At 63.9% G+C, this 1,656-nt stretch carries 1 protein-coding gene; it reads right to left on the bottom strand.

Features of this window, described 5'->3' with window-relative positions; all coding sequences use genetic code 11:
- Positions 1-479 precede the first annotated feature (479 nt).
- The gene (tuf, locus tag Q1A53_RS23300; RefSeq protein ID WP_299971791.1) at positions 480-1,655 is read right to left on the bottom strand and encodes an elongation factor Tu; all 1,176 of its coding nucleotides are present in this window, start codon (positions 1,653-1,655) and stop codon (positions 480-482) included.
- Position 1,656: the final 1 nt, after the last annotated feature.

Genomic DNA, 1,656 nt, shown 5'->3' with positions numbered 1-1,656 from the left:
GTGACAAAGGCCGCCCGGTGGCGGCCTTTGCACTGTCGGTTGCGCGCGGTCCCCTGCGGGGCGGGGGGCTCTCGGTGATCCTTGGCATCACCTGCCGCCCGATGGTCCGCCCCGCATCGGCGGGGCTGATCTGCTTACTCCGTGATCTTCGACACACCTGTTAAAGCGCGGCTCGGGATCTCCCTTTCGTGACAAAGGCCGCCCGGGGGCGGCCTTTGCACTGTCGGTTGCGTGTGATCGGGCGGGCGCGATCCATTCGTACGGGGTGCTGGCGCGCTGCTCTCATCGTTGCTGCGCAACGACTGCCGCAGGTGCGCCCCACTGGGCCGCTTTTGCCAGTGGCAAAAGCGACCTACTCCGTGACCTTCGACACGACTTGTTGAGCGCGTCTCGGGATCTCCCTCTCGTGACAAAGGCCGCCCTCCGGGGGCGGCCTTTGCACTGTCGGTTGCGCGCATCGCCCTTTGAGGGCGCTACGCTTACTCCGTGATCTTCGACACGACACCGGCGCCGACGGTGCGGCCGCCCTCGCGGATCGCGAAGCGCAGACCGTTTTCCATGGCAATCGGCGCGATCAGCTCAACGCCGAAGCTTACGTTGTCGCCCGGCATCACCATCTCCGTGCCTTCGTTCAGCTGAACCGTGCCGGTCACATCCGTCGTGCGGAAGTAGAACTGCGGGCGGTAGTTCGCGAAGAACGGCGTGTGACGGCCACCCTCTTCCTTGGTCAGGATGTAGGCTTCGGCCTCGAACTTGGTGTGCGGCGTGACAGAGCCGGGCTTGCAGAGCACCTGGCCCCGCTCCACGCCTTCACGGTCGATCCCGCGCAGCAGCGCGCCGATGTTGTCGCCCGCTTCACCCCGGTCCAAGAGCTTGCGGAACATTTCCACGCCCGTGCAGGTGGTTTTCTTGGTGTCGCGGATGCCCACGATCTCGATCTCGTCGCCCACGTTGATCACGCCACGCTCCACACGGCCCGTCACAACGGTCCCGCGGCCGGAGATCGAGAACACGTCCTCCACCGGCATCAGGAAGGGCTGGTCGATCGCCCGCTCCGGCGTCGGGATCCATTCATCCACGGCCGCCATCAGCTTCTTGATCGCCTCTTCCCCGATCTCGGGGTTCTCGCCGTTCATCGCCGCCAGCGCCGAGCCCGGGATCACCGGAATATCATCACCGGGATACTCGTAGGAGCTTAACAATTCGCGAATTTCCATCTCGACGAGCTCCAGAAGCTCCTCGTCATCGACCTGATCGACCTTGTTCATGAAAACGACCATCGTCGGGATGCCCACCTGGCGGCCCAGCAGAATGTGCTCGCGCGTTTGCGGCATCGGGCCGTCGGCGGCGTTCACCACGAGGATCGCACCGTCCATCTGAGCGGCACCAGTGATCATGTTCTTGACGTAATCCGCGTGGCCGGGGCAGTCGACGTGGGCGTAGTGCCGCGCGTCGGTCTCGTATTCCACGTGCGCGGTCGAGATGGTGATCCCGCGGGCCTTCTCCTCGGGCGCGCCGTCGATCTGGTCATACGCCTGGAAGTCGCCGAAATACTTCGTGATCGCCGCCGTCAACGTCGTCTTGCCGTGGTCAACGTGACCAATCGTGCCAATGTTAACATGCGGTTTCGTACGTTCAAACTTTGCCTTTGCCATG

It is taken from the genome of uncultured Roseobacter sp. (assembly GCF_947496515.1).
In the GTDB taxonomy this organism is placed as follows: Bacteria; Pseudomonadota; Alphaproteobacteria; order Rhodobacterales; family Rhodobacteraceae; genus Roseobacter.
The sequence above is the reverse complement of the archived record's forward strand: the minus strand, read 5'-3'. Positions and strand labels throughout refer to the sequence as shown.

Bases quoted from the DNA above. Each gene is read 5' to 3' on its own strand.
- tuf (WP_299971791.1), bottom strand. From the start codon at position 1,655: ATGGCAAAGGCAAAGTTTGAACGTACGAAACCGCATGTTAACATTGGC.